Origin of the sequence: Gilliamella sp. B14384G10, from assembly GCF_016101685.1 — a bacterium.
Lineage (GTDB): Bacteria > Pseudomonadota > Gammaproteobacteria > Enterobacterales > Orbaceae > Gilliamella > Gilliamella apis_A.
The window spans coordinates 14,578-37,395 of the sequence record NZ_JACFQA010000008.1; the positions used below are offsets into that span (position 1 = coordinate 14,578).

The window sequence follows — 22,818 nt, forward strand, 5'->3', positions numbered from 1 at the left end:
GTTATGATAACATTTAAAGTTGATAAAATTTTAAATAACAGCCTAGTATTATCCAAAAATAGTGATAATAACGAGGTGATCCTGATGGGAAAAGGGATCGGTTTTAATGCTAAAGTTGGTGATCTGCTTGATGCTGAGCAGATTGAGAAATGTTTTGTTTTACAACAAATAACAGATATTCAAGGTTATCTTAACTTAATTGAATCATTACCTGATGATTACATCGAGTTAACGAGATTTTTGTTAGACTATGCGAGCAAAACATTACAAACGACTTTTAGAGAAACACTCTTTTTTACCTTATTAGATCACCTCAATTATGCTATTGAAAGATATTATTCAGGAGTGGTTATTCAAAATCGCTTGTTATACGAAGTGAAAAGCTTTTATCCTAAAGAGTTTGAAGTTGCAAAGTATGGCATAACCTATATAAACCAACGTCTTAATATTAGTTTACCTGAGGAGGAAGCAGGTAACATAGCCTTTCATTTAGTTAACGGCCAATCACATCAACAAACTATGCAGCATACGTTATTGTCCGTTAAAATGTTGAAGGATATATTCAATATTATTCAATTTAATTTTGCAATTCGAATAGATAAACAATCGTTACATTATTCACGCTTTTTAACTCATATGCAGTTTTTTATTCAGCGTATTTTTGAGCAGAAGCAGCTACAATCTGATAATGATTTTGTTTTTCAACAGGTGATTAGGCAATATCCAGATGAGTTTAAATGTGCAAATATCATTAAAAAATATTTGATTAATCAGCTCAATATCATGATTTCAAATGAAGAAATCCTCTATTTAATACTACATATCATTCGTATTGTACATTAAATCAAGCAAACAAAAGTCAGCATTGATGTTTATATCGATAATTAATACCAAAATAGAAGATTATTGCAAATTGTGTAACTTTATCATTTGCTTTTAATATTCGATGGTTAATTATTCATTTGGATCTGTTTCAATATTCTGCAAATATGAAACAATCGGTAAATCGGCTTCAGCCCAATCAAGATGATTTAGTTCATTAATATTTAGCCAACAAATTTTATTATGTTCTAAACATATTGGATCATTATCAATTAGCTGACACAGAAAATTTGTTGGAAGGTAGCTTTAAAAATGTTTTTCAATACTATCAAAGGATAAATAGCTATTTGCCTTTCGAATAATAATTAAAGAAGTTTTTTAAACAGTTTAAACAGGCTACCAAGAGGATAACGTTTTAACTTGATTAGATTTTACAGATAGAATGTTGTTAATATGATTTATCGGCGGTTATTTTTTTAATACAGCAGTACTTTTAATGCGAATTGCTGGTCTTTTGTTTTTAGATTGATTGCTTAGTGTCATTGTTTATAGTCAGATTTAGTTAGTAGCTAATGTTATTAATTTGTTGGTTACCTGGTGTGTATAGGGTTTATTTAATCTTATTTTCACGGATAATTAGGATAAATAAACCCTTTATTATGGTTGTTCTTAGGTTGCTTTATAGCACGGTAAAATTTAAGTCATTATCATGACAAGTTTATTTCACTTATGTGATTTGGTCTTGGCAAACTCTATTGATATTTGGGTTGGTAAAAATATCAAATTCATCATAACTGGTTGATGAGAATTCACTTATTACAGCACCTTCAGGCCCAGCTTTAAACCAATGTTTAATATTGGGGTCGATGGTATATTGCTCACCGGGGAGTAATTCAATCTCTTGGCGAGCAGTATAGTATTGTTGATTACCACCCTGTGGTAAAGTACAAGATATACTGCCCTTATTTTCACCTTCAACATATAAATATACTTTACCCCATCGACAACGAAATGTTTCTTGTTTTCCTCTGCTGTTGTTGATGTCGGGATGTCGATGTTCAGGGCAGGTTTGGTTAGGTAGTAATACCATTTCTTTGGCACAATATCGGTCAGTATTAATATAAATAATTAAATTTAAACCTTCATTTTCAATATTATTTAAACCGAAATCAGCAAACTCAATATTATTTAACTCTTGTTCAGTTAGAATAAGTTGAGATTTTTTATATAACTCTTTGACATTATTCTTATAATCTTCACTAACTAACATAGTACACCTCATATAACTAAAACTAAGTCTATATTTAGTATTTAGATGGTTATGGTTTAATCGATAATGACCTCCATAACCATCCAATTTTTATAGACTTAGCTGATTTTGATTGAATCTAAGTCAATATCTTTCTCGTCATCAATAGTGAGTTCATTGTTATCATCTAGATTGACTCGTTTTTTCAGTACAAATAATATAATTGCGGTAGCAAGTGAGCCAGCCATTAAGGCAATAAACCATTGGATAGGATTGACCATTGTCACCATTGCAAATAGCCCACCAGCAGGTGCTGGTGTAGCACTACCACACGCCATACTAATTGCACCACCAACAGCACCACCGACACCAGTTGCTACTAAACATCTGAGTAAGTCATTAAAGATAATCGGATAACAACCTTCTGTGATTTGGCAGACCCCCATTGGAAATGCTGCTTTTAATGTTTCAACTTCATTGTTGGTATAAATATTTTTAGAAAATATTTTTTGCATAAAGTAAGCGATTGTCATTCCAAAAGGCGTTACCATTGAGGCTAAAATCATAACTGCCATTGGTTCATAACCATTTGGACCTAATGAAAGTAAAAACATGACCACGGTTTTATTGATTGGGCCACCATAATCAATTCCTGAAAGAACACCAATAATTAATCCATATACAATTTTTTCACTCGTATTAAGATTTTTTAAGTAGTCCATAAGTAATTCAGTGAATGCAGCAATTGGGGTGCCGACAACGTAGTACATTATGAGACCCATGGCAAACGCCGATAATAAAGGAATAATTAAAACCGGTCTTAGCCCTTCCGCCCAATGTGGTACTTTAATTTTTTCTCTGAGAAGTAAAGCAATATAACCAGCAATATAACCACCGATAAAACCACCGATAAAGCCTGCGCCGATATTAATCGCAATTAGTCCAGTCAAAAAACCGGGAGCAATACCTGGTTTATCTGCGATTGAATAAGATATACCCGTAGATATCACCACCGGCAACATTCCAAGAACCAGAACCCCCATAGTTGAAAGCGCATCAACTAATCGGAAATCATCATGGAAACTATTCATTACTTGCCCACCAAATAAACTACCTATAGCGAGACAAAAACCAGCACTGACAACAATGGGTATTAAATATGATATAGCTGTTAGAGCATGACGCTTTAACTCTATTAATTTGAACATCTTCATGTGCAACCTCACCTGTAAGATTATTGAGAAATAGCTTCTTCGATCTTCTTAATTAATTTATTGGGGGACTTTATGGCAATTTCTGTGGGGACCTCAATGATTTTTTTGTTGGCAAATCGTTCTCTTCCAGATACTTTTACATCAATAGCTAATATAACAATATCAGCACTTTCAATTAACTCATCGGGAATTTCATCTTGCACGCCTATCGTACCTTGAGTTTCAATATGTATGTTATGCCCAGCATTTTTGGCGGCAGTGATTAATTTTTCCTTTGCAATATAAGTATGTGCAATTCCTGCGGTACAGGCAGCGATTCCAATAATATTCATAGCCTTTGTCCTATTTTTATTACAATTCCTTGTTGATAAATTTGTTATTAGCAACTAGTGAAAATTTGTTTAATTTCCTGACTATCATTTGCTTCTAACAATCTATCAATAACATCATCATTACCAAGCTTACCGGCTAGTTGTGCTAACAACATGAGATGTTCATTAGCACCGTCATTATTAGCGCTGACCGAAAATAAAAATATTAATTTAACTCCTTTATCATCAAGAGTTTCCCATTCAATTTCTTGGTTGAATTTCCCGATAGCAATACCATTTCGTAGTACGCTATCGCTTTGACCATGAGGAATTGCAATATAATTACCTATACCTGTTGCTCCCAATGATTCTCTATAATAGATATCTTCCAGAAATGAATTAATATCATTAATATAGCCAGCATTAAGTAGTTTCTCTGATAAAATCAGTAATGCTTCATTTTTATTTTTTGCATCAATATTTGTGGCAATGACTTGTTCATCTAAAATTTTATTTAATGACATAAACTCTTCCTCTTATTAAATGTAATAATCCGTTGCTTGTTGCCGGTCGACAATTAACCGGCTTTTAGCTTACATTTATTAATATGAACAAGCATTTAGCTATTTGTTCTTATATAGTCTTAAAACTTATCGATAATATAATGATGCTTTATTATCTGCTTTAAATAATTTAATTTTTTGCTCTGCTACTTTTTGCGTTTCTAGCATGCAAGGTGGGAATAAAACATTAGGCTCTCTAATCTCGTTATTGCCTCCATTTAACATCTCGCGTAATTTGTTAGCAAAACAGATTTTTATATCACTAGAGATGTTTATTTTGGCAATTCCTAAATCTAGCGAAGCAGCAAGTTCATCATCCGCATTACTAGAACCCCCATGAAGTACTAATGGGATTGAAACCAGCTTATAAATTTCTTCTAGAATATCTAAACGTAATTTAGGAACTAAGTGTTTTGGATAAATACCATGTGATGTACCAATGGCTACCGCAAGAGAATCAATTTTTGTTTCTTCAACAAATTCTTTGGCTTTTAATGGATCGGTGTAAATAATTTCACTTGCTCCCCCTTCAACGGTGGATCCAGTATCGCCAATGGTACCTAACTCTGCTTCCACTGACACACCAACGCTATGTGCTAGTTTTACGACTTCTTTAGTAATTCTAATATTTTCATCAAATGGTTGATGTGAACTGTCAATCATTACTGATGTGAAGCCTAATTGAATGGCATGTGCAACTTGTTGCATGTTGGCACCATGATCTAAGTGAATACAAACGGGTATTTTACTGTGGTTACATTCATAAATAACTTGACTGATAAAACTGTCTTTTAAGAAAGCAAGCTCATCGGGGTGAATTGCCATCATAAATGGTGCGTTTAAACGTTCTGCTGTTTCCATTACGGCAGTCAGTAATTGTCCGCTACCAGCATTGAACGCAGGGACGGAAAATTTATTTTTTCTTGCTATATCTAGCATTTCTTTACCAGTGATTAACATGAGCTGCTCCTTAAATTTGCTGTTATTAATACTTTCCTTTACTTTCTTTTCTTTTATTATTTTATCTTTTCTTATTTGTGTCAATTATTTTTTTTATTTTCTTTTTGTTATTTGTTTTTTTGTTTTATTTTAATTTGTTTTTTGTGTATTATGCAGATAAATCAAAATATAAGGTGGCTAATTATGTTTGCTGAAGAAAGACAACAGATTATTTTAAAGAAAGTAATAGAAAATAAATCGATTACTGTTAAAGAGTTAGCAGAGTTATTAGATGTATCAATGCCTACAGTGCGTAGTGATATTGATATAATTTGTGCAAATTATCCAGATATAGAGCGAACGCATGGTGGGATTGTGTTATCGAATAAATTTATACATCAAACCCCTTATGATGAAAGAAAAGCACTTAATCTAAAAGAAAAACAGAGCATTGCTAGTTTGGCTATATCTTTAATTAAACACAAAGATACAATACTGATTGATTCTAGTTCAACTAGTAATGAAATTGCGAATAAATTAGTCAATATTGATATTAAAATTACTATTATTACTACGGGTATCAATATTGCTGTTAAGCTAAAAGAAAACCCGAATTTGACGGTTATTATCATTGGCGGAGTTTTAAAACCAAAATCAAATACCATACAAAACTCTTTTGATGATAGCGTTATTAATGCTTTTAATATTGATAAGTTTTTCTTTTCAGCATCAGGTGTTTCACTAAAAAACGGGTTCTCTGATTATAATTACAATGAAGTTGTCGACAAAAAAAGATTTTTAGCTAAATGCCAACAATCTATTGCGCTAATTGACTCAACTAAATTCAATATTGATTCAAAATCCAGTTTCGCACAATTAAAAGAAGTGGATTATTTAATAACAACTCAAACTGTTGATAAAAAGGATATTGAGCGATATAAAAGGTCGATAAAAGTTCTAACTGCTTGATGATAAAGGGGCCTATTATGAGTTGGTTTAAAAATATGACTGCTAAAGAGTTGCTACAGTATGTTGGTGATATTAAACAAATTGCTGGGGCAACGAGTTCTATTTTAAATGATGGCCCTGGTTTTAATTCTCGTATTTGTGAGGTTAATACCGCAGCAGGGTTAAGTTTTACTGTATTACCTGATCGAGGAATGGATATTTCAGCATGTCGTTATAAAGGCATACCCATTGCGCCAATATCAAAAGTAGGGATCAGAAATCCAGAGAGCGTGAATAATAGTGGATATGAGTTTTTAAAAAATTTTCATTGTGGTTTATTAACTACTTGTGGATTAACGCATATTGGTCCGCCATCGACTATTAATGGTTTACATGGCCCATTTTCTAATTTACGTACAGAAAATTTTTCTATTAATGAATTTTGGGATGATGATGATTATATTATTCAGTTGAAGGGTAAAATACGTCAAGCTGTGTTTTTTTCTGAAAATATTCAATTACAAAGAACAATAACTACTTCATTAAAATCTTCATCCTTTACTATCACTGACACAATCACTAACCAAGCATTTAGGCATGAAAATATTCAACTTTTATATCATATTAACTTTGGTTATCCACTATTATCACCAGATACGACAATAAAGCTACCCACAGTAACCACGTTACCCCGAGATGAAGTCGCAGATAAGGGGTTGGCGCATTTTCTTGATGTATTACCGCCTCAAGCTATTTTCGATGAGCAGGTCTATTTTCATCGACCAAAACCAGAAAAAAAATGCCGTTTTAGGGTTGAAAATAAAACTATTGGTATTGCGCTGGACTGTCAATATGACTCAACTGAGCTCCCTTATCTGACACAGTGGAATCAATTTGGTCAAAATGAATATGTTCTCGGTATTGAACCTGGTTTAGGATGGCCAATGAATAAGCCAGAGGGGGGATTGATTTTAGCACCATTAGAGAGTTTTACGACGTCGCTGCATTTTGATTTAAGTAATATATAATAAACAAAAATACTGTAAGGCATTTTAATAATTACTAGGATGAAAAATTTACATTTCAATTTGGTTAGCAGATAACCCTAATTGACTGTAATGAATAATATTTAATGGAGATAAATAATGAAACGATATGGTAGTGTTGAGGCGGGAGGAACAAAGTTTATTTGTGCTGTTGGCAATGAAAATAATGAAATAATTATTAGCGAAACTATTCCAACCACAACTTATGCAGAAACGATAAAAAAGGTCATTCTGTTTTTTAAACAAAATAGTGTTGATGCTTTAGCAATAGGCAGTTTTGGGCCGGTAGATCTTGATATTTCTAGTGACCAGTATGGATGTATACTGAATACTCCAAAACAAGGTTGGACTAATGTAAATATTGTTTTACCAATACAGAAAGAACTCAATATACCTATCTTTTTTACAACGGATGTTAACTCAAGCGCTTATGGTGAAATGTATTTAAACTCATGTAATAATTTGGTTTATTACACAATTGGCACTGGAATTGGAGGAAGCGCTATTCAAAATGGCGTATTTATAGGTGGCGTCGGTCACCCAGAAATGGGGCATCAATTAATAAAAAAACATTCGTTAGATGTCAATTTTAAAGGTGTTTGTCCATTACATGGTGATTGTTTAGAAGGGCTAGCATCAGGGCCAAGTATTGAAGCAAGAACGGGTAAAAAAGGCCAAGAATTAGATGCTAGTTCAGATGTTTGGGATATTCAAGCATACTATATTGCCCAAGCTATTTTAAATGCGACCTTAGTGATTAGACCTGAGTTAGTCATTGTTGGTGGTGGTGTGATGAGCCAAAATCATATGCTAGAACGAATAAAAACGCATTTTAAAAGATTATTAAATAATTATGTCACCATTGAAAATATTGATAAATATATAAAAACACCGTCAGTTGAAAATAATGGTAGTGCAACAATTGGTAATTTTTTACTCGCCAAAAACTTATTAATTAAAAATTAATTTATTCGCATTATATATAATTAGGTTGTTATTTCTTCAGAAATAACAACCAACTAAGTAATATTGTTATCTTCTCCTTTAATTATCCACCTTCACTAGGCCACGACAAGCAATGTTATTAGATAAATTAGCTTTAAATGATTATACTGGTGAATTATACGCATCCTTAAATTGAGTATTTATAAACTTAGTTTAAATGAAATATTGTATGCTAAAACATGGAGCATTTGAGGAAATTACAGCAACAATCTGATTTATTTATAGGATCTATTACTGTAACTATTATCAACATATCTAAAATTTATATCTTTGGATGAAACGAGTTGTATGCCAAACAGAATAATTAATCCCAATAATAAGTTATATAAGGATGAGCAATTGAATCGTGACTATCAGATTACTGATATTTCAGAAAACAACATAAGAGAAAAAATGCCTGAAATATTCAACATATTATTAATTGATAGAACGACATCTACAGCTGATGAGATAAATAATATTATTTGGGCCAATGATAATTATAGCCAATATAACCATACAGCCTATTCACCATCTGCTCAGATAAGACCTGAGTTAATCACAGGTAACATGGCAAAAATCATCATGCCTCGGGCGTTAAAACCGCGAGAGCAGCAAAAAGAACGAACTAAATCAAAAGCGGAAGTATTTACACCAATTTGGGTTGTGCAAAAACAAAATGATATTCTTGAGAAAGAATACGCTAATGATGATTTGGATACTTATATTAAGCGAAAATGGTTAGAAATATCATGTGGTGAAGCGCCGTATATGGTTACTCGCTATGATATGAATTCTGGACAAATGATACCACTGCAAAAAAGAGTAGGTTTTGTTGATAGGAAACTAAAACGTATCAATGCTGAAATAAATGATAAAAAAGAATGGCAAAGATTCGCTATCAAAGCTTATCAAGCCAGTTATGGCTTTGAATGGAATGGCGACTCGCTTTTATTAGCTCGAGAGAATTTATTTTACACATGTTGTGATTATTATTTTGCTAAGTGGCAAGAAGAACCATTATATGAATTTTTGAAAAATGTGGCCGAAGTTATTAGCTATAATTTATTCCAGATGGATGCTTTACAACAGATTATTCCTTTGTCAGAACAACAAGCCTCATTGTGTGACAAGCAGTTAACTTCTTTTAGTCAAGAAAACAATGCACAACAATTGCTTAAAAACCACGGTAAGCGTGTAAAAATTATGAATTGGGATATAGGGGAAGTGATTTTTTTTGGCGAAGGAGATAGATAATGAAATTCGATGTGGTTGTCGGTAATCCTCCCTATCAAGATATGAATGTCGGCGAAAATAATCAAGCTGTTCCTATATATCATTATTTTTATGATTTAGCTGAAAAGGTCGCAAGTAAATACACGTTGATTTCGCCGGCTCGATTCTTGGCAAATCAAGGGGCAACACCGAAAAAGTGGAATCAGAAAATGCTGACTGACAAACATATCAATATTGAATATTTCAATGCTAAAAGTGATGAAGTTTTCCCAAATGTTGATATTAAAGGCGGTATCGTAATTATTTTTAGAGATAAAAATAAAATTTTTGGTGAAATTGATACTTTTATTCCTTTCAAGGAATTGCGATCTATATTTCATAAAGTTAAATCAATAACTAAAGAAAATATGAGTAATTTTGTGTATAGCCCCGATAGTTATCGATTTACAGATTGTTTGTTTATTGAAAATCCTTATTTGATTGGCCGAACGGATAAGGCTCATGCAAAAGCTGTCGCCTCTAGTGTATTTAGTCGCTATCCAGAAATATTTTTTACCACCAAGCCAGATGATGACGAGGATTATATTCAAATCTACGGTCGCACAAAAGGTGCCCGTATATATTATTGGTTGAAAAGAAAATATATTGCTAATCATGCTAATTTAGATAAATGGAAAGTTTTTGTGCCAGGTGCTAATGGAACAGGGGCGTTTGGAGAGATATTGAGTACACCAGTTGTTGGATCTCCCGCAATCGGACATAACCAAACATTTGTCAGTCTAGGAGAATTTGATACTGAGTTTGAAGCTGAAGCATTACTTAAATACCTTAAGTCAAAATTTGCTCGTTCAATGCTAGGTATTATGAAAACAACCCAGAATAATCAATCAAAGATCACATGGTCAAAAGTTCCGCTGCAAAATTTTACTAAAAATTCAGATATAGATTGGAGTAGATCTATTTCAGATGTCGATCAGCAACTTTATATTAAATATAGTTTAGCTGAAAACGAAATTAACTTTATTGAAAGTAAGGTTAAACCCATGAACTAACTAAGTAATTTTGCAATGGTTAATATAATAGAAACCAATCGATTTAAATTTTTTAATGTTGATGAAAATATCGTTATTTTTACTTATCAGGATGATTTAGAAAAATTAAACTTAAATTTAGAGAAAATTGCTAAAAACACGCAAAATACTTGGCAACCAAACAGAAATCAAAAAGAGATAGATAAAAATACCCTACAAGGGAAAATTGTTGAGGAATTATTTATTGATTTGATTGAGTACCAAAATTGTCAAAATGATAATGTGAGACAATTATCATATACGGCTTATGACCAATTTAGGACTGATTTATTTAAAAAACATGCTCCTTTTGATGGTCTTATCTATGAAAAAAGTAATCCCAATATCGCACTTGTTAAGCAAAAAATAACGGAAACAATTCTTGCCAGCCATTATGGCATGTTAACTGATGATACTATTGAGTTTTGCCGAGCAAATAACGTTTATTTGGTAGAGATAAAGTCATCAAAGATCCCTAATAATATCTATTTATCAAAAAGTTGTAATTTACGAAAATATACTTCTCATCAAGCATTAATTAATCGTCTTAGACAACTAGATCTATTTAAATATCCTAAGTTCAATAGAAAAAATGGTGATATTATTCATAACACTTGCGATTATTTAGCTTGGATTAAAAATAATATTATTTCTATGTCACAAAAATCAGACAGTGAAATAATCGATGCCGAAATAAATTCGTCTTTAGATATATACACCAGAATTTTTATCAATGACAAAGTAACAACAGATGATGGCAAAAAAGTCTTTATCGGTTATCTATTGGGATATGTTTTAGGGTATCAGTTTTATGAAAATCTTAAAATTATGAACTTTCCTTCTAAAAAATCTAGCAAAGCGATTTATGTCACTTATCCAATCTCAAATACAACAAGTTTTAATTGTTTATTTGATGATAAAAGGCTGTGGTAAATACAACTAATTGTAGTCAAAACCCCTGAAATTTTGATGTCATGTTACTTATGATACCGCTTGAATTCTTAACGTCTCGACAATGAAAACAGAGTAATAGAAGTAACTACATATACATCAATATTGCCTATTATTTATATCACTACAAATTGATCAGATTTAATTTCTTCAACTAATAGTATTAAATAATCATTGCTGCTAATTATCTAGTTAGAAACCTCAATGCTTATCGTCAAGATTATAAGCGTCTTAATAAAGTTTTAACTGATTAAATTAGTTAACAATATTTATAGATACACGTCACTATCGAACCAAATGTATCCGAGTTTGTATCCGATTTTGCACTTGATATGGGGTGATCTCAGTTGATGTCAGTTGACAAAGAAAATCCCTTGAAAGGTAGCTTGGAAAAGGCTTTAGACATAAAAAAACCTGCTAGAAGCAGGTCTCAGAATTTGGTGATTGGTGCCCGGACGCGGAATCGAAGATACAGCTTAAAGCATTGGTATTATTGAGTTGGAGGAATTGAGGTTGAGGAATGTATCCGAAGTTGTATCCGTAGGAACTTAATCTCTTTATCTGTCATCATCTTTTTTTACTGATAGTTCACTGAGATAAACACAATTTATTTCAGGAAACTCTAAAAGCGATAATAAAACTCATGTCAGGAATGGATGAATATGAGAATTCTGCTCAATAAATAGTGTCATCAAATTTGAAATAGAATTTTCATATAAACTATGAGAACCAATTGCAAAAAAATTAGGTTCAACCTTGGCTTACAGTATAAATTTTTATAATCGGTTAATGAGAAGGAAAAGGAGTTTATAATTTTTATTCATAAACATTCCTTATGTTATTTATATCCTGGGGAAGGTGATTTTTAAGTTTTGATAATATAAACATAAAATGTATATCTTTCTTTGTCAAAAGTTCGCTTGCTTTTAATGTTATATTCAATTATTTTGGAGGTTTGAGTGTAAAAATTAAATTATAGTTATATACCTGCTTTGCATTAATAACTTGATAATTATATATGAAAAAAATTAACAAATTAATAAATCAAGATCATTTATATATAGAAAGTGATAATTTGTTTGCATTAGAACATTTGATTGATAAGTATAAAAATAGAATCAATTTAATCTATATAGATCCTCCTTATAATACTGGCAATTCTTATGTATATAATGATTGTTTTTCTGATTATAAAGGATTCACATGGTCTGAGATGATGTCACCAAGATTAGAGTTAGCCAAAAGTTTATTAGCTGAAGATGGAGCAATATTTATTAGTATTGATGATAATGAATTAGTTAATTTACGTTTAATTTGCGATAACATTTTTGGCAAAGAAAATTTTATAGCTAACATTATTTGGCAAAAAAAATATTCTCAATCCAATGATTCTTATACGATGTCCACTGTTCATGAATATATTATTGTTTATCAAAAAACAAGTAATTTCAGAATCAACTTATTGCCTAGGAATGAAAATCTTAATAAACCTTATAAAAACGATGATGGCGATGGTAAAGGTGTTTGGCGACAAGATAATTTATTAGTAAAAAAATTTTCTCTTAGTAGGGTATATCCAATTGTTAATCCTAATACTGGTAAAGAGTATTATCCTCCAAATGGAAATAGTTGGAGAGCATCTAAAGAAACAATGAATAAATGGCTTCAAGAAAATCGAATTTATTTTGGTCAAAAAGGTACTGGTGCACCACAATTAAAAAGATATTTGAATGAGGTTAAACAAGGAGTACTACCCACAACGTTTTGGTCATACGATGAAGTCGGTCACACACAACAGGCTAATAAAGAAATAACATCTTTATTTAACAATGAACTAGTTTTTGATACACCAAAACCTGTTTCATTAATAAAAAAAATATTACAGATAGCATCAAAACATAATGATATTATTCTCGATTTTTTTGCTGGTTCAGCAACCACTGCACATGCTACATTGGAATTGAATTCGGAAGATGGTGGAAATAGAAAATTTATAATGATTCAATCACCAGAGCATTGCAATTTTAAGAACAAAAAATTTAAAAATAGATTTAAATATATCAGTGATATAGGTAAAGAAAGAATAAATAGAGCAGGGAAATTATTATTACAAAAAACATCATGTCATCCCAACTGGGATAAAAATGTTTCTTTTAAATTTATAAAAATGCAAGGATGATATCTTATTTTAAATATTATTTATTGACAGTAGGACATCCCATTCATTTTTAAATAAACAGCAAGACAACAATTAATTTCAAAGCCTAGAAAAATCTAATGAAATTTACTATCTCTAGTTTTGATAAGTATTGTCTAGTTACGAATTGCCCATTGTTTAGGCCTAGTGGTTTCCAAAGTATTTACCTAGAATTGAACTATTTTCTTGTACAGTAATTTAACGTTGTCTTGTTCTAAACGCAATATTAGGCGTTTTCCATCATCATATGATATTTCAAAAAGCTCATCACTTGATGGGGAAAAACTAGTTCTTACTATGTTTACAGGTACAAGAATGTAAGCTTGGTTTGGCCCTCTATTTTTCTATGTCACCAATTTAAAACAAAACTTAAATGTGTTTTCCCGGTTTTTGAGCTCAATAGAGATAAATTTATGGTGCCTATAATTGACACAATTATTCCCTCTAAAAATACATGCTACCAATAATCATTTATTAAAAAAACTAAAAAAACAATGTTATAATAATTTATAAAATATTTATAAAAATAAAAGATAAAATAATAAACTAACTCATAAATCAGCTTGTAATACTCTTCTATTAAGACTAAATATATCTCTAATTCGTTGTTGTGTATAAGGATTACTTGTATGCTCATAAACTAGATTTATCATTGTAGATATATTAATAGCACTTCCATTAATACCGGTTTCGTTAACAACTCTATTTAGTTGTATATTTATATTGGAGCCAAATCCCCCGGCTATATAAGAAAAGAAGCTAAGTGGATAAGTACCATTATAATAATTGTTAAGCTGACCAATATAATTATAGACCATCCTGTTATGATGATCATTAGTTATACTATATTTACTATATGCTTTATTATCTAAAATAGCCGAATAACCTTCATCATCAGAAAGTAATAACACATCAGGTGTCAAACCTTTTGGTCCTACATGCCTAGCTGTAAAACCAAAAACATTTTGAAATAAATCTACCGTTGCTAATTCAAAATCAGTGGCTTGCTCTCTACCTTTGAAAGCCATTTCAAAATATTCTGACAAAAAAGCACCAATAGCTCCTTGTGGATATAATTCTTGTAGGCAATCTTCGACTAGATCAGGTAAAAATCCTGTTTTTTCACAAATTTTGTCTATGAGAGTACTAGTAATTTTACTTATTGGCATTTTTACTGATTCAGTAATAAATGCCTGTTTGATTTTATTAATTGCAATAACTCTCGTTGAAATTCCATGTATATTTAACAAATTACGTGTATCTTTTCGATGTTTTGGATCCACACCAAATTTTCTTTGAAAATATTCATGTTGTTCAGGACGGTCAATGAATGGAGAATCAGACAACAGTTGATTAATCTCATCTATTTTATCCTCAATAATTCTTATCCTATGGTCTTCAGTATCCCTTTTGACTAATTGAGTATATTCCAACCAGTTAATTATAGTGTTAGCAATGTCTAATAGGTGATCAAAACTATTTTTTGAGCCTCGGCTTGAAGAATATTTTTCAAAAAAATTTTTAGCTAAAATTGCATCACCATCATTTCTAAATTTAATTATTTGTTGAACAATATATTCAAAACATTTAGCACTTTCATTTTCTGCTTCAACAACGACAATTTTTGCAATTTCCTCTTCTGATAAACTTTCAATTCTAGAATCTGATAATAATTTTAACAAAAACTTGAAAGGTCTTATTTTAAAACGAACCGAAACATTTACTCCGCTACTTAATGAATAAGAAGAAGGGAACTGGTATTTGATAATTTGATTTTTTAATACTTCAACTGGAGAATCACCATTCATTATTGCTTCCCCAGCTAAGGTTAATTTTATTTTTTTAGTATTTTCTTGTACAAAAATTAAACCTAAACTTACTAACCAAGCTTTATAGGTTCTACCTCCACCACCTGTTTGATCTCGCCGATCTCCAGTACGTTTTAATCCAGCTTCTTCGAGGGCGTCTTCTAATGACATATGAATTTCTCGTTGTCCAATCCATTCTTGATTTAATGAAATATCAGAAAAAGTTGCCAATACTTCTGGAACTGAATTCAAACGTCTTTTAGGTCGTGTTACCCACCAATAATTTAGCACTTATATTTCTCCGTGAAACAAATTTGATTATTAATGCGGTGAAAAATCCATATAAAATTGTTCTTCATCTAATTTATAAAAAGTTACATCCGTTCTACCATAATCTTCTAAGTGTTGTCTGGTTACGAACTGTCCATTGTTAAGGCCTAGACGATTTCTAAAGTATTCTCCTATCAACGAATTGTTCATTGGTGTTGTTATCGCTTTATCACCTTGTTGCTGGACTCTTAAAACCAAATTTTTATGATCATCAGTTAAAACTGAAAAATGTCTTTTTTCTAGGGGAAAAAATCCAGATCTTGCTATTCTTGAAGGAACAGGAATGTAAGCTTGGTTTGGCTCTCTACCATTTCTTTGTCCCCAATTTAGGCCAGAATGCCTGTGTGTTTCACCAGTTTTTGAGTCCAAGAGAGAAAGGGTTACATTTTCAATGCTGTCATCAAAAATAATAGCTGAATTTTCGATTTCATTCTCTAAAACAGGATGAGATGCTCTTAACATAATATAATCTTCGATTTCATTATGGTTACAAAACATCACATCACAAATCAAACCATTATAATATTGAAAAGCCAGGTAAGGCTCACAAGGTGTCATATATTCTCTTCTCCCTAAACTGAAACCTGCTTGAGAATAATTAGCTGACCCTGTATATGCTTCTGTTGGTAAATCATTATCTAGCCAAATATAAATTTTACTGTGAACGGGAGCGTGTTCAATTATGTACTGACATTGAAAATTAGAATAGATATCATCGTTATTTTCATGAATATCTTTGAAACCTTGATGAATATCTTCCTTTAATCCATCATATAAGGCCATGCCAACAATTAATTCTATATCAATTGTTGGTAAACCTAATTCTTTAATTCTTTTTAAATGCCAAGATGCCATCGTATGAGAAGCGTAGCCTGAAACTATTAATAGCCGATTGGCTCCTCTACGAATTGGCTCTATCAATATCCTATTAATTAAATCCTGATTAAACATTTACCTATTCACTTATATTAGGTTCAACAGAATCATAATCAATTTTAGCAAAGCTATTCAAAATAGCATCAAATATTATTTTTGCGCCTTGACAAGGAACAGCCATACCAATTTGTTTTCGCACACTTTCTTTGGAACCTAAAAATTCATAAGAATCAGGAAATGTTTGTAATCTTGCTCGTTCCCTATTTGTCAAAGCCCGTGGCTCTTCCCAATGATATATGTGAGTACCTCCACCACCACTACCTGTAACAGTGTATGCAGGTTTGGAAGGATCAAGTCTTTTATAAATTTGACTCATCCTAGCCCCTTTAACATTCAATTGCAATGCTTTCGGTAAATCTGCTGTAAAAGCATTTTGTCCAGGTAAAATATGTTTCAATCTTTCAACAACAACTTTAGACTGCTTTGTCATTTCATTGTTAAATGCATCAGTAGGAATTGGGGGGGTTTCTATAGCATTTTTACAAGTATTATCTACTTTTAAATAAGGACGAGGGGATGGTACTCTGAAAGATACGGTTTTACTTAAATCCAACCTAATTCCAACAATAATTATTCGATGTCTAGCTTGGGGAATACCATATTCTTCAAATTTATATAAATGTGGAACAACTACATAACCCGCATCTTTTAATTCAGATAAAATCTGCGTAAAAGCTTTTCCATCATTTGCATTTCTTAGACCTCCTACATTTTCAGCCAAAAACCAATCAGGTTGAAAATGTTTTAATGCTTTAACTCCATAGGAATACAAGGGTCCATAGACTCCATCAATCCCCTTTTGTTCTCCTACAATACTATAGTCATTACACGGAAAACCAAATGCTAATGCATCAATAGGTGTTAAATTTTCCATATTTAACTTTCTTATATCTTCATGAAATACCGACTTACTTTTACCATCACAAATATTGTGAGCATAGGTAGCACAAGTATCTCTGTCATAATCATTTGCCCATTCATGAACTATAGTAAGTTTTTCGTCTAAACTACTTGCATTTATTGCCCCATAAGCTAATCCACCTGGACCACAAAATAGCTCACCTAATTTATACTGCATTTTAACTCCATTAGTTTCATGCCTATCTTTTTTAGCAAAAAGATTCATTATATTTTGAATCGAATTTATTTTTTCTCACCCAATAATTCACAATTATAAAAAGGATTCTGATTTTTAGATATACATAAGCTACTATCAATTTATTCTGAAAGTTCATATAATTCTAGTAAATTTATTTTATAACGAGCCTATAGCTTTTTTAATACCTCGGGCGATGGTTCTTTCACTTTATCTAATTCTATTCTATTTAACATAGTGGATTAATATCTGTTACATAAGAAACGTTATTTAAATCGAAGTTAAATTTATACCTTTGGTTTCTTAGGAAACGACCTAATACTCCGCCACTGTAAGTAAATACAGTATCATTTTTGCGGCGATTTCGCAATAAATATACAAATATTGTAATGATTTCACCACAATACTCTTCTGGTACACATTTTTCATCATAATCATTACAAAAACTTTTACCAGTGTAATAAATATAATTATCCGAATAAAATGTACTATTTTTTTAGCGTGTAATATCATGACTGTAACGTTCATAATCAAAGTAGTTACTTAAATTACCTAGTTCTTTTAAACTATACAGCCACTTTCTGCAATTTAAGTTATCAGATAAATTAATTAAGTCAGTAATAGAATTAACATAATCTCCGACATCAATAACTACTTCATAAATTTCTAATTCAGCATAATTTAACTCTTCAAGTTTTTATGCCGAATGATTTTATTTATTAAGGTTAATAAATATGATGATAAATTATGGTTTACTTTATTATAGGATTAATATTACATGGAATTAGGTATTAATTTATCGTATTAGTTAAAAAATATCGTCGAGAAGTCCATATGTTCAAAGCCATTGTTCACTTGATTTTGGGTTAATTAAGTTGAACTCGGTTGAATAGTGAAATAAGGTGCAAGGTTTATTGGAAAAGGCTTTAGACATAAAAAAACCTGCTAGAAGCAGGTCTTAAAATTTGGTGATTGGTGCCCGGACGCGGAATCGAACCACGGACACGGGGATTTTCAATCCCCTGCTCTACCGACTGAGCTATCCGGGCAACAATGAAGCTGTATTAAACACGATTAGAGATTATTCGTCAATCCTTTTTGTAAGATATTTTTAAAAATATATACTGTTTGGTTGAAATTTAGCTAATTGTCACCATTTTAATAACTAATTGAAAATAATGTCGCTCTATATTTAGAGGAATTTTTGTATGCGAGTTATTGGTTTTATTATATTTTTTATTTATGTTTATTGTGAGATTAGTTTTTTTATCGCAATTGCTAATTCAGTGGGGGTATTGCTTGCATTAATCGGAATTATTGCTACCTCGATTATTGGTTTTTCATTAATTAAAAAGCAAGGGTTAAAAAATTTAAGCCTTATGCAACAAAAGATTGCTAATCAACAAAACCCAAAAGAAGAAATTATTAACAGTGTTTCGCTATTATTTGCTGGTTTTTTCTTATTTATTCCAGGTTTTCTAACGGATATCTTAGGGGGGATTTTATTAATTCCATATGTTCAGGAATATATTGTGCGCTTTATTGTTAAAAAACTTCCTACTAAAGTTTATTCATTTTCTTCTAGTCGCAATGTACAAGTAAATAATGATGTGATCGAAGGAGAATTTGAACGGAAGGATGATGAATAATTAATCAATTAGAAAATTTTTTTATTTTATTCTCTTGAAGAATATAAATTAATCCCCATCTATTATGCACTATATGATACATATCATAATTTTATGATTTATTGTTAATAATTACTTAAGTAAAAATTAGTGCTAGGAGATAACTAATGAAAATTCGTCCATTGCATGATCGTGTGATCATTAAACGCAAAGAAGTAGAATCAAAATCAGCTGGCGGTATTGTGTTAACTGGCTCAGCAGCAGGTAAATCAACACGTGGTGAAGTTTTAGCTGTTGGTAATGGTCGCATTTTAGAAAATGGTCAAGTTCAACCATTAGATGTTAAAGTTGGTGATATCGTAATTTTCAATGAAGGATATGGCGTTAAAACAGAAAAAATTGATAACGAAGAAGTGCTTATCTTATCAGAAAGCGATATTTTAGCCATTGTTCAAGAATAACTGGCAGATAATTTAACTTATATACAGAATTTAGGAGAAATACGAAGATGGCAGCTAAAGATGTAAAATTTGGAAATGACGCTCGTGCTAAAATGCTTAAAGGCGTTAATGTATTAGCTGATGCAGTTAAAGTAACTTTAGGTCCAAAAGGACGTAATGTTGTATTAGATAAATCATTTGGTGCGCCAACTATCACTAAAGATGGTGTATCAGTTGCTCGTGAAATCGAATTAGAAGATAAATTCGAAAACATGGGTGCACAAATGGTTAAAGAAGTCGCTTCAAAAGCAAACGATGCAGCTGGTGACGGTACCACTACTGCAACTGTACTTGCGCAAGCTATCGTTAATGAAGGTTTAAAAGCGGTTGCTGCTGGTATGAATCCAATGGATTTAAAACGTGGTATTGATAAAGCAGTAGTTGCAGCTGTTGAAGAGCTTAAAAAATTATCTTCACCATGTGCTGATTCTAAAGCGATTGCACAAGTTGGTACTATTTCAGCAAACTCTGATGAAACAGTTGGTACTTTAATTGCTCAAGCAATGGAAAAAGTAGGTAAAGAAGGTGTTATCACTGTTGAAGATGGTACTGGTTTACAAGATGAACTTGATGTTGTTGAAGGTATGCAGTTTGACCGTGGTTATTTATCTCCATATTTCATCAACAAACCAGAAACTGCGACTGTTGAATTAGATAGCCCGTATATTTTATTAGCGGATAAAAAAATCTCTAATATCCGTGAATTATTACCAGTATTAGAAGCTGTTGCTAAAGCAGGTAAATCTTTATTAATTATCGCTGAAGATGTTGAAGGCGAAGCATTAGCAACATTAGTTGTGAATACTATGCGTGGTATTGTTAAAGTTGCAGCGGTTAAAGCACCTGGTTTTGGTGACCGTCGTAAAGCAATGTTACAAGATATCGCAATCTTAACTGCTGGTACTGTAATTTCTGAAGAAATTGGTTTAGAGCTTGAAAAAGCAACACTTGAAGATTTAGGTCAAGCTAAACGTGTGGTTATCAATAAAGATAACACAACTATCATCGACGGTGTTGGTGAAGAATCATTAATTAATGCACGTGTTGAACAAATTCGTAAACAAATCGAAGAATCAACTTCTGATTACGATAAAGAAAAACTTCAAGAGCGTGTGGCTAAATTAGCTGGCGGTGTTGCAGTAATTAAAGTTGGTGCAGCAACTGAAGTTGAAATGAAAGAGAAAAAAGCACGTGTTGAAGATGCATTACATGCGACTCGTGCAGCAGTTGAAGAAGGTGTTGTTGCTGGTGGTGGTGTTGCGTTAGTTCGTGCTGCTTCTGCAATTTTAGACCTTAAAGGTGCAAACGAAGATCAAAACGTTGGTATTAAAGTTGCTCTTCGTGCAATGGAAGCGCCATTACGTCAAATCGTTACTAACTGCGGTGAAGAAGCTTCTGTTGTGGTCAATGCGGTTAAAGGCGGTAAAGGTAACTATGGTTACAATGCCTCAACTGAAGAATATGGTGATATGATTGCCATGGGTATTTTAGATCCAACTAAAGTAACACGTAGTGCATTACAATATGCTGCATCAGTAGCAGGTCTTATGATCACAACTGAATGTATGGTTACTGATTTACCTAAAGATGATAAAGCTGACTTAGGTGCTGCTGGTGGTATGGGCGGCATGGGAGGAATGGGCGGAATGATGTAATTCCCCTATTTAGCCCGTCAAAATAAAAAACCACTCCAATATGTGAGTGGTTTTTTTATATTTAAATTTGTTTAATAAAGAATAAAATTATATAGCGAGATGTTGGTACAATGTGATTGAACCGATGACAATAAGAACGATGCCACCGATAAATGATGCTTGTTTACCAATTAAACAGCCAATTTTTTTACCTAGCAATAAGCCCAATGTAACCATGATACAGGTTGCAAGTCCAATCATGGTGGCGGCAATATAAATATTAACGCTGGCAAGTGCTAATCCGACACCAACAGCAAATGCATCAATACTTGTTGAAATCGCAGTAAGAACTAATAGTAGAAATGATTTTTTCGATGAAGGAAGTGGTTTTGCATCACAGTTGTCATCGTTATCTTCTTTAAAACTATGATAAATCATGTTTAGACCTAACAATAGCATGACGGTAAAAACAATCCAATGATCCCATCTTTCAATATATTGTAGGGCAATATAGCCAATTAACCAGCCTAGTAATGGCGTGATGGCTTCAACAAAACCAAATAAGATCCCCACTTTTAATGCGCCTAAAAACGGCGTTGATTTTAGTGATACGCCACGACAAATCGCTACCGCAAAGGCATCTGTAGACATGGCTAATGCTAGCAGTAAAATAGCCAAAAAACTCATGATATATACTCTTGCTTCCAGTGATGTTAATTTTAATTTTGTACTTATAATTTATTTTTTTGATACTAAAAATAGATAGTTAGCTATCTTGTTGTCGCCTTTATTTTTATAAAGTTCGGCTGTTTTTGCTACATTACTTCGACGACTGGCATCATATGCAAAAAGTTGTTTAAACATTAGATCTGCCGTTTTCTTATCGCCGTTTTGGATAGCACAATAACCATATTGCTCATAGGTATCTGCTTTCCAGCGGTGCCGATCTAGTTCTAGACTTTTGGCAAATTGTTGTTTCGCTTCTTGGTAACGATCTCTACCACATAAAAAGGAGCCGTAGTGCACACGATATAAACCATTACCTGGTTGCATTAATGTGATTCGTTTATAAATCATCTCTGCTTCATTATATTCACCAACATGTTGATCAAACATTGCCATTGCTAGCATGATTTGAGGGTTATTGGGTGAATACTGAGCTGCCAATTTTAGATTATAATGTGCTGCTTTAACGTTATCTTCAGATTCATTGGCTTTGGCTAAATAACCTAAACCTAATCGCATTCTTGCTAACGCAGCGGTTTCTGGGTCAAAATCCTCACGACCATTCATTTGACAGCCTGATAGCATTAGCATGACCAAACTGCTTAATGCTATTAATGCGTTTTTCATGTA

Annotated in this window: 21 protein-coding genes, 1 tRNA gene and 1 pseudogene; 11 read left to right on the forward strand and 12 right to left on the reverse strand. The window is 32.2% G+C overall.

Features of this window, described 5'->3' with window-relative positions:
* Positions 1-3 precede the first annotated feature (3 nt).
* Entirely contained in the window at positions 4-843 is an 840-nt protein-coding gene (locus H3T54_RS11420) for a PRD domain-containing protein (RefSeq protein ID WP_198222610.1), read from the forward strand.
* A 706-nt stretch (positions 844-1,549) separates the two neighbouring features.
* Here the strand turns inward: H3T54_RS11420 and H3T54_RS11425 are convergent.
* The 5 genes from H3T54_RS11425 to H3T54_RS11445 all read right to left on the reverse strand — a co-directional run bounded on the left by H3T54_RS11425 (position 1,550) and on the right by H3T54_RS11445 (position 5,119).
* A complete protein-coding gene (locus tag H3T54_RS11425; protein ID WP_110448794.1) occupies positions 1,550-2,092 on the reverse strand; it encodes a D-lyxose/D-mannose family sugar isomerase in 543 nt (180 codons plus the stop codon).
* 98 nt (positions 2,093-2,190) lie between these two features.
* On the reverse strand, positions 2,191-3,285 hold the full coding sequence (locus H3T54_RS11430; protein WP_086364193.1) for a PTS fructose transporter subunit IIC: 1,095 nt from the start codon (positions 3,283-3,285) through the stop codon (positions 2,191-2,193).
* A gap of 20 nt (positions 3,286-3,305) precedes the next feature.
* Positions 3,306-3,617: a PTS fructose transporter subunit IIB gene (locus H3T54_RS11435; protein WP_086364192.1), complete on the reverse strand. Its 312-nt coding sequence runs from the start codon at positions 3,615-3,617 to the stop codon at positions 3,306-3,308.
* Positions 3,618-3,664: 47 nt separating this feature from the next.
* Positions 3,665-4,120 (reverse strand): PTS sugar transporter subunit IIA, encoded by a 456-nt coding sequence (locus H3T54_RS11440; protein ID WP_086364191.1) that lies wholly within the window; start codon positions 4,118-4,120, stop codon positions 3,665-3,667.
* Positions 4,121-4,246: 126 nt separating this feature from the next.
* Positions 4,247-5,119: a ketose-bisphosphate aldolase gene (locus H3T54_RS11445; RefSeq protein ID WP_198201528.1), complete on the reverse strand. Its 873-nt coding sequence runs from the start codon at positions 5,117-5,119 to the stop codon at positions 4,247-4,249.
* Between the two features lie 183 nt (positions 5,120-5,302).
* On the opposite strand from H3T54_RS11445, the gene H3T54_RS11450 reads away from it, so the two are divergent.
* The 7 genes from H3T54_RS11450 (at position 5,303) to H3T54_RS11480 (ending at position 13,512) form a co-directional block, all read left to right on the forward strand.
* A complete protein-coding gene (locus tag H3T54_RS11450; protein WP_181414714.1) occupies positions 5,303-6,067 on the forward strand; it encodes a DeoR/GlpR family DNA-binding transcription regulator in 765 nt (254 codons plus the stop codon).
* A 17-nt stretch (positions 6,068-6,084) separates the two neighbouring features.
* Complete coding sequence (locus H3T54_RS11455; protein ID WP_198222612.1) at positions 6,085-7,074, forward strand: DUF4432 family protein; 990 nt, start codon at positions 6,085-6,087, stop codon at positions 7,072-7,074.
* Between the two features lie 114 nt (positions 7,075-7,188).
* Positions 7,189-8,058, forward strand: a complete 870-nt coding sequence (gene scrK, locus H3T54_RS11460) for a fructokinase ScrK (protein ID WP_110448789.1) — start codon at positions 7,189-7,191, stop codon at positions 8,056-8,058.
* 327 nt (positions 8,059-8,385) lie between these two features.
* On the forward strand, positions 8,386-9,333 hold the full coding sequence (locus H3T54_RS11465; RefSeq protein WP_198222614.1) for a hypothetical protein: 948 nt from the start codon (positions 8,386-8,388) through the stop codon (positions 9,331-9,333).
* Positions 9,333-10,364 carry an Eco57I restriction-modification methylase domain-containing protein gene (locus H3T54_RS11470; protein WP_198222616.1) on the forward strand — a complete coding sequence of 344 codons (1,032 nt, stop codon included), beginning with the start codon at positions 9,333-9,335 and terminating at the stop codon, positions 10,362-10,364. Before H3T54_RS11465 ends, H3T54_RS11470 begins: the two co-directional genes overlap by 1 nt.
* A gap of 15 nt (positions 10,365-10,379) precedes the next feature.
* Positions 10,380-11,315: a hypothetical protein gene (locus H3T54_RS11475; protein WP_198222618.1), complete on the forward strand. Its 936-nt coding sequence runs from the start codon at positions 10,380-10,382 to the stop codon at positions 11,313-11,315.
* Between the two features lie 1,036 nt (positions 11,316-12,351).
* On the forward strand, positions 12,352-13,512 hold the full coding sequence (locus H3T54_RS11480) for a site-specific DNA-methyltransferase (protein ID WP_198222620.1): 1,161 nt from the start codon (positions 12,352-12,354) through the stop codon (positions 13,510-13,512).
* Positions 13,513-13,697: 185 nt separating this feature from the next.
* On the opposite strand, the pseudogene H3T54_RS12130 reads toward H3T54_RS11480, so the two are convergent.
* The 5 genes and pseudogenes from H3T54_RS12130 to H3T54_RS11500 all read right to left on the reverse strand — a co-directional run.
* Positions 13,698-13,850: pseudogene (locus tag H3T54_RS12130) on the reverse strand (hypothetical protein); the annotation flags it as partial.
* A 231-nt stretch (positions 13,851-14,081) separates the two neighbouring features.
* Positions 14,082-15,629 (reverse strand): restriction endonuclease FokI C-terminal domain-containing protein, encoded by a 1,548-nt coding sequence (locus H3T54_RS12135; protein ID WP_198222622.1) that lies wholly within the window; start codon positions 15,627-15,629, stop codon positions 14,082-14,084.
* Positions 15,630-15,659: 30 nt separating this feature from the next.
* Positions 15,660-16,619: a restriction endonuclease PLD domain-containing protein gene (locus tag H3T54_RS11490; protein ID WP_198222624.1), complete on the reverse strand. Its 960-nt coding sequence runs from the start codon at positions 16,617-16,619 to the stop codon at positions 15,660-15,662.
* A gap of 4 nt (positions 16,620-16,623) precedes the next feature.
* The gene (locus H3T54_RS11495; protein ID WP_198222626.1) at positions 16,624-17,682 is read right to left on the reverse strand and encodes a DNA cytosine methyltransferase; all 1,059 of its coding nucleotides are present in this window, start codon (positions 17,680-17,682) and stop codon (positions 16,624-16,626) included.
* A 991-nt stretch (positions 17,683-18,673) separates the two neighbouring features.
* A tRNA-Phe gene (locus H3T54_RS11500) sits at positions 18,674-18,749 on the reverse strand.
* 159 nt (positions 18,750-18,908) lie between these two features.
* On the opposite strand from H3T54_RS11500, the gene H3T54_RS11505 reads away from it, so the two are divergent.
* The 3 genes from H3T54_RS11505 (at position 18,909) to groL (ending at position 21,483) form a co-directional block, all read left to right on the forward strand.
* A complete protein-coding gene (locus tag H3T54_RS11505; protein WP_110448772.1) occupies positions 18,909-19,349 on the forward strand; it encodes an FxsA family protein in 441 nt (146 codons plus the stop codon).
* 146 nt (positions 19,350-19,495) lie between these two features.
* Positions 19,496-19,789, forward strand: coding sequence for a co-chaperone GroES (locus H3T54_RS11510; protein WP_034901049.1), 294 nt, complete (start codon positions 19,496-19,498; stop codon positions 19,787-19,789).
* 47 nt (positions 19,790-19,836) lie between these two features.
* Complete coding sequence (gene groL, locus H3T54_RS11515) at positions 19,837-21,483, forward strand: chaperonin GroEL (protein WP_065613631.1); 1,647 nt, start codon at positions 19,837-19,839, stop codon at positions 21,481-21,483.
* Between the two features lie 87 nt (positions 21,484-21,570).
* On the opposite strand, the gene H3T54_RS11520 is transcribed toward groL, so the two are convergent.
* Both H3T54_RS11520 and H3T54_RS11525 read right to left on the reverse strand, forming a co-directional pair.
* Positions 21,571-22,149: a manganese efflux pump MntP family protein gene (locus H3T54_RS11520; RefSeq protein ID WP_110448771.1), complete on the reverse strand. Its 579-nt coding sequence runs from the start codon at positions 22,147-22,149 to the stop codon at positions 21,571-21,573.
* 51 nt (positions 22,150-22,200) lie between these two features.
* On the reverse strand, positions 22,201-22,815 hold the full coding sequence (locus tag H3T54_RS11525; RefSeq protein WP_198222628.1) for a hypothetical protein: 615 nt from the start codon (positions 22,813-22,815) through the stop codon (positions 22,201-22,203).
* Positions 22,816-22,818 lie beyond the last annotated feature (3 nt).